Raw genomic sequence first — 7040 nt, 5'->3', positions numbered from 1 at the left:
ATTTTGACCAATATTTTTATTTACATCGATTTCACTTAAAGGAATCGGAAATAACTCATGTTTACCGGTTACAAAGTTTGCAGCGGCGGTATAATTATAATTGGATCTAATTGCTTTAACTTTGGTATTGGTATCATCTATCGTTTGTTTCAAAATATTCCAGCGGATTAAATCTGTTTTTCTTAAACCTTCATAACTTAACTCCCAGGCACGCTCTTGTTGTACCGCCTTTAAAAAACTATCCTTACTTAAGCCAGTGGGTAAATCTGCAGTGGTGGCTTTTGGCAAAAGTGTTGCCACGGCTGTTGCACCTGTCCCTTTACCATCGGTTGTTGTTATAGCGATGGTTGGTACAGTAGTATAACCTGTTCCCGCATTCATCATGGCAATGGTACCAATGCCTTTAGTACCAGCTACAACACTTACAGCTCCTACCGCAGCATCAGTTCCTCCCCCTCCGCCATTAACCTGAAATTTTGTGGTCAGGTTTGATGTATAACCACTTCCTGGAGCTGTTAGGCTTACAGTAATACCACTTCCGGGTACATCTATACCATAGGCCCTTCTTCTCACCTGATTAATGGCGTCGTAAGCAAGAGCGTTAGGCCCATTATTTAATTCGTTTTCTACCTCAGCACGCATTAACAATAGATCTGAATAACGCATCACCACAAAATTGATCCGTGTAGTTCCCCTTTCAATTAGGTCTTGCTTTTGATATTCCCTACTCCACTTTGCCGCCCTCCAGGTCTCATCTGCCCTTGCTAAAACTTGTGGCCGTTTATTGCCTGCAGCATCAATGGTGTAATTGGCGATCGAAAAATCTCTCCTGGTATCACCAGCACGAAAGCTATCATAGAACGGTCTCACTGCCAGGGTTCTGCCGTTAGCCGCAAAATAAACCCCCAATGCAGTAGATGGTGTACCGAAAATTCCACCCAACGAATTACCAGAAATAGTATTGTTATCTGTATTATAAAAGGCGACCTGAAAAATATTTTCTGTTGGCTCTAAAATACTTTGGCACTGATTTTTAAATACCTGAGCATAACTGGGGTTAAGTTTATATACATTTTGCGCCATTACCTCATCAATTTGTTGTTTAGCCAAAGTGTAATATTCTTTATAGTTTGCAGGCCGTTCCATTTGTTTAGTGGTAGGACTTAATGCGTAGCCACCAGCATAAAGTGCTATTCTGGCCAACATGGCTTTTGCAGCCCATTTATTGATACGTTCGTCAGTTGGAATAGCAGTTGGTAAGGCATTAGCGGCTTCTTCCATTTCTTTTAAAATAACTTTATAGATTTCGTACCGGTTTTTACGTGGTAATTTAAAATCATCGCCTGTTTGCGAAGGCGTTAATTTAAAAGGCACATCTCCCCAGTAATGAATTAATTCAGAATAGTAAAAGGCCCTCAAAAATTTGGCTTCTGCTAAATTTCTGTTTAATGCATCTTTTACGGCCTGTGTACCGCTGGTGTAAATCCCCATTTGAGGAATTCTGCTTAATACCACATTGGCCCGGTCGATCCCGTTGTAAAAAGCACTCCAGGTATTGAGGAAAGCAGCACGCTCAGGAGTACCATTATAGTGGGCAATTACCCTAAAGTCTGTAGATAAATCAACCCCTTCGGTTTGACCTAAATCTGTATCATTATCGTAAATTAAAGGGATGTTGAAACCATATAAAGCTTGGCTCGACATTACATCGTACACACCTAAAGTTGCCGAGTAAGCTTCAGCTTCGTTAGAAAAGAAATTAGAAGAAGTGAAATAGGAATAGGGTTCTGTTTCTACTGCTTTTTTACATGAAACAACCACCAAAGCCCCAAACATCAAGCTTCCCAACATTATTTTGTGGCTAAAATTTTTAATATTTTTCATCACTATAAATTTAAAATGATAGATTAAGACCTGCTAAAAATGATTTTGCCCTCGGATAGGCACTGGCATCGATACCTGGGGTTAAGGGATTATTGATCACACTAACCTCCGGGTCGTAACCCGAATACTTAGTAAATACATGCAGGTTGTAAGCTGTAAAATAAATGCGTGCATTAGCAATTTTCACCGCGCTTAACCATTTTTTTGGTAGTGTATAACCCAGACTGATATTATTGATGCGCAAGAAAGAACCATCTTCGATAATCTCATCGTATAAACGGGCGCTTCCAAATCCATCATAAGATTGGATCGTTTTACCCTGGTTTAATGCAGCTAATTCTTCCGGGTTAGTGATGCGTGTACCGGATGCGTTAATGGTTGTCCAACGATCAGCAAATGAAGCAAATGAATTTACATAATCTAAACCAAGGTTAGAATTGTTTAATTTATTGGCATTGTAGATTTTGTTGCCGATGGTAAAATTAAGAAACACACTTAAATCGAATCCTTTATAACTAAAGCTGTTGCTTATCCCCCCTGAGAATTTGGGCTTGGCATTACCTAAGGGAACACGATCAAAATTATTGATTAAACCGTCTGGCACCCCGTCTGGTCCGCTGATATCTTTAAATTTGATATAACCAGGCTGCACGGTTATGCCATCTTTTACTACGCCCGGTTTTAAAGTGTATACATTTGTTGTAGGCTCGTAATTAAAATCGTTTACCTGATATAAACCCTCCTTTATGTAACCATACATTACGCCTACGGGTTGCCCAACCTGCAATATATAATCACTCGGAATATTACCATCGGCTAATCTACTCGTCTCCCCATCACTTAAACTCAATACCTTTGTATTGGTAAAGGCTACGTTTACATTGGTAGTCCAGTTAAAATTGCTGGTTCTGATGTTGGTGGTATTCAAGGTCAGTTCAAGTCCTCTGCTCGACGTGGTACCTATATTCTGGAACTGTGTATTAAAGCCCGAACTTGCAGGTATCCGGGTATTAAACAATAGATCTTTAGAGCGATTATCAAAATACTCGGCTGTTAATGTTATTTTTTGTTTTAAAAGCCCAACATCTAAGCCAATGTTCATGGCTTTTAAGGTTTCCCATTTTAAGTTTGGGTTTGGTAGATTTTCCTGGTAAGATGCAGAAATGAGCTGATCGTTTAAAGGATATGAACCCGCATTAAAAATGCCCAATGCCGCATAGTTCGCAATGCGGTTATTCCCTGCCAAACCATAACTAAAGCGTAATTTTAAATCAGAAAATACAGGAAGTTGTTTCATAAATTTTTCCTGGATGACTCTCCAGCTTAACGCAGCCGAGGGAAAATAACCCCAGGTATTATTTGTGCCGAATTTGGAAGAACCATCTGCACGAAATGTTGCCGTTAGCAAATACTTCCCTTTATATGCATAATTGGCCCTGCTGAAAAAAGACAATAATTTGCTATCCTCCGCAAATGTAACAGGAAAGGCCGTTACAGTTCCGAGTTGAAGTTTGTCCCATCCTAAATTTATAGATGGAAAATTGCTTGAAGAGGTGATCAAACTTTGTGCATAGTTATAGATATACTCTTGACCTACAGAAATATCCAGCTTGTGGTCTTGATTAAATACATTTGCGTAGGTTATGGTGTTATTGTAATTTAACTGTTGCGCCGTACTATAAGATACCCCTCCCGATGCTCCCCCCGATCGTAAAGAAACCAACGAATTGGCATCATTAAAGGATCTTGCGGAGTTATTGTTATCGGTATAGTTTACTAAACCACGGTAGGTTAAGTTTTTAGTGATGATATATTGTGCGCTTACATTCATGCCCAACGATTTTAACCTCGATTCTCTATGTTGGGTATTCAGGGTAACTACAGGGCTCTGATAATTAACAGAGCTTGGGTTAGGATCTAAGGGATCAATATCAAGGTCGATCAAAGAAAAGTCTTCAGGTGCAATACCAGAAACCGGCCTGTATTGTAAAATGGTGTTCAGCAAACTTATTCTGCCTTCGCCTGTACCCAAACCAGTTATTTTCTGATTCGAATAATTAACAATGGCATTGATATTAAATTTATCGGTTACATTATGGCTTAGGGTTAATTTACCAATATCCTTTGAAGATGCTGTATTTAATAGTATGCCATTATCATCATTACGGGAATAAAACACATTAAACTTGGTTTCTCTTCCGCCACCATTGATACTGATCTTATGCGCTTGATTGATAACAGCATCACCAAAGGATTCTTTCTGCCAATCAACGCCCGGCCTATCACCATAGCGGATCTGTAGCGAATCGAAACTTCCATAAGTTTTTAAAAAGGAAGCCAGCCGTACAGGATCTGTTAATGCACGTTCGTAACGGAGCGTAGTGTACTGAAGTGGGTTCATCAAAGGCAAAAAGCTTGTTACTTTTTTTGTTCCAACATAACCATCATAATTGATGCTTACTTTCCCTTCCTTGATTCTTTTGGTGGTAACCAAAATAACACCGTTTGCACCGCGGGCCCCATAAATAGAGGTAGCAGATACATCCTTCAACACATCAATTGATTCGATATCCATGGGATCGAGAAAAGCCAATCCATCTGTTTGGGGTACCCCATCAACCACATATAATGGCTCGTTACTTTGGGTGATTGATGTCCCTCCCCTGATTACAATAGATGGAGCCGCCCCTGGTGTTCCGTCTGCCATAGCTACCTGAACGCCAGCCAGCCGGCCTTGTAAAGCCTGACCAACGTTTTGCACAGGTACTTTGGCCAATTCTTCACCCCGTATAGAAGAAATTGCACCTGTTAAATCTTTACGGGCAACAGTTTGGCCATACCCCGTAACCACAACCTCATTTAAATTATTGGCATCGTCTATTAGTTTAGCATTAATACTGGTCCTGTTGTTAACCGATATCTCTACTGGTTTTGTGCCCAAATAGGAGAATACTAAACGGGCATTAGATTTTACTTTAATGGTATAACCGCCATCATTACCTGTTATGGTTGTATTGGTGGTACCTTTCTCATTTACGGTTGCACCAGGTAAAGGCTGGCTAGTTTCATCTTTTACTATGCCCTTTACTGTAATTGCTTCTTGAGCAAAAAGAACTTTACAGGAGCCAAGTAATAAGAATAAGATTATAATTCGTTTCATGTGATTTTCCTTATCGGTGAAGAATTGGTTATTAGGTTAGTTGATTTGTACTTTTGGTTATTTGCTATATATCGACCTCAGGCTTGGTTATGACCCTTAATCGATCGGTATTATTTGGTTATATATTTAAACCTTTTCAGGTTTTGTCCGCCTGTATGGGAGTTGAACATTTACGGAGCGAATTCTTTCTCCCCATGTTCGTTCCACATCACATTTAACAGAAACGAATTTAGCGTAAGCCAAAGAAAAAGAGTTTTAAATTTGTTTAAAATACTATCAAATTTGAGTAAACATCGCTTTAAGTGCTTTGTTGGCGTTAATTACTGAACTTTTCGCACTTAATAAAATCTAAAACCCTGAACGCTTTGCCAACAAAAACCAAGTAATTTTATTTTTCTTGTAAAGGACATCCTACAATATTTAAATAAAAAAGGGCGCCCTAATTTTTAGAACACCCTAATAAAATATAAAACAGACCGAAGCATTGCGCCTCAAATAAACCTGCAACGAAAAATTATTTCGCTACATAATCAAATGCTTTAAATTTTTGAAAAACATTTGCGGCACAACCTAACAAACCTGCTTTGTTACCCAGGTTAGCGGCAACCACTAAACCACTGGCCAACGAGATCGGTACTGCCAGTGTTTTGATCCTTCTTTCAATCTCTCTTACATAAAAAGCACCCGATTCGCTGATGCCACCGCCAATTACAATCTTTTGCGGACTAAATATATTGATAAAACTGATGATCCCTGTGGCCAGATAATCGAAATGGGATTCCATCGCCACTACAGCATACTCTTCTCTGGCCAGGTATTTTTCTACCATGTATTTACCATCAATCTCTTCTGGTGGATTGGGATGAATGGATTTATAATGGTTGAGCAAGGCGGTTACGGAAGCATAGGCTTCTAAACAACCACGGCCACCACAGGCACAGGCTACGCCTTTGTGTTCGACCACAATATGCCCAAGCTCTGTTCCTCGGTTTCTAAACCCACCATACAGTTTATTGTCAATCATTACGGCACCACCAATGCCTGTACCCACAGTCAGAAAAACCACGTCGCTACTGTCTTTAGCCGCGCCATAAGTCATTTCGCCAAGGCCCATTAAATTGGCATCGTTATCCATTACGATATTATATCGTGTTACCTCTTGCAGAATTTCGCCCAAAGCCAACTGTTTAAAACCTGGCAAATTATCTGCGCCAGCAATAATCTTGTTGTTGTAAATAATCCCCGGAAACCCGATCCCAACACCAAGAATAGGATTTTTAAACTTTTTAGCACAAGTATTGATCGCCTCTACAATAAGTGCAATAATGGCGCCCTGCGTTTTCGCATTTTTTAGCGATACGATAATGGAATATAAAATTTCGCCATTTTGGTTTACCACCCCACACTTGAGTGAAGAGCCACCAACATCAATTCCGATAGCGTACGATTGTTCCATGTTTAAATTATTTGAATTAACCATATACCGTACCTAGTTTAAATGTTTTTTGCATTGTTTTAATGGATGTGTTTTTTATCGCCTTAATTAGAACCTAAATATAGGCTAAAAATAGAATTTGAAGTATCCTTAAGTCTTAGATTTCAGCTCAAAACCTTTAAATATTGATTAAAAATCGAAATAAACTGTTAAGGTTATCCATTTTTGCTCTGAGAGGATCAAAACCGCAATGCCTGTTAGGCATTAAAGACAAATGAAAGCTTAACCACAGATAAAAAGGATAAACACAGATACGATATTAACATCTGTGTTTATTTGTGCCCATCTGTGGCAAAAAACTAACAACATAAAAGTCGTAGCGCAATACTCGTACAGTCAGATGTTATCATCTAACTGATAGATAATTTAGTGTCAGTTGGTAACAACAGACACCACAGAATGCTTAACCACAGATAAAAAGGATAAACACAGATACGATATTAACATCTGTGTTTATTTGTGCCCACCTGTGGCAAAAAACTAACAACAAAAAAGTCGTAG

General features: G+C 39.1%; 3 protein-coding genes. All 3 read right to left on the bottom strand.

What is annotated here, in order from left to right; translation table 11 throughout:
- The coding region (locus tag R2S57_RS29995) for a RagB/SusD family nutrient uptake outer membrane protein (RefSeq protein WP_316848590.1) at positions 1 to 1884 on the bottom strand (1884 nt) is incomplete at its 3' end.
- A 10-nt stretch (positions 1885 to 1894) separates the two neighbouring features.
- On the bottom strand, positions 1895 to 5044 hold the full coding sequence (locus R2S57_RS29990; RefSeq protein ID WP_316848589.1) for a TonB-dependent receptor: 3150 nt from the start codon (positions 5042 to 5044) through the stop codon (positions 1895 to 1897).
- Between the two features lie 514 nt (positions 5045 to 5558).
- Entirely contained in the window at positions 5559 to 6500 is a 942-nt protein-coding gene (locus R2S57_RS29985; protein WP_316848588.1) for an ROK family protein, read from the bottom strand.
- Between the last annotated feature and the right edge of the window lie 540 nt (positions 6501 to 7040).

The organism is Pedobacter psychrodurus, assembly GCF_032678585.1.
In the GTDB taxonomy this organism is placed as follows: Bacteria; Bacteroidota; Bacteroidia; order Sphingobacteriales; family Sphingobacteriaceae; genus Pedobacter; species Pedobacter psychrodurus_A.
This window is presented reverse-complemented; position numbering and strand designations above follow the sequence as displayed.